The following is a 501-nucleotide window of genomic DNA, read 5'->3' as shown; positions in this document are numbered from 1 at the left end:
CCGGGACAGGTCCGGCAACGAAACAGCATGCCTGCCCACCTGCTTGGCCATGCGCCGCGAGAGCTTCAACAGGGACGGTGGTACCGGCAGTTCGTCTTTGACCCAGCCGTTGCCGGGCTTGCCGTCGCTGTGCCGGACCTCGCCGGTTGCCGTGTTGACCAATATCGGGAGCACCAGTTCCTTGGCGTACCACGCCTTCCTCGCGTTCACCCGGTAGAGCACGGTCCGGGCATCATCGTCCAGACCGGAGCCGCTGATAAGCTCCCGGACGGCGTTCCTGACCGAACCGGTCCATGCGTTCAGTGCTTGGAACGTCTGGTTGTAAACGGACTTGACCTGCCGGGCGGACAGCTCGGTCGTGAAGCTTAGGTCCGTGGCTTTTGTCGGCATCCGCTTCATCAGCGGCTTCCCGTCGAGGAGCTGCCGGTGCAGCTGGGACTGCATGCCTGCGAGAGCGGACCGCCACGGTCCCAGCAGCGCGTGGACGCGCGAGAGTTTTCC

At 64.7% G+C, this 501-nt stretch carries 1 protein-coding gene; it reads right to left on the bottom strand.

Annotated features, from left to right (window positions below):
• On the bottom strand, positions 1-501 hold a 501-nt coding region (locus HGO92_RS23225; protein WP_169999122.1), incomplete at both ends, for a hypothetical protein.

This window comes from Crystallibacter degradans, assembly GCF_012952295.1.
GTDB classification, from domain to species: domain Bacteria; phylum Actinomycetota; class Actinomycetes; order Actinomycetales; family Micrococcaceae; genus Crystallibacter; species Crystallibacter degradans.
Note: the sequence above shows the minus strand (reverse complement) of the source record. Positions and strands in the feature narration are given on the sequence as shown.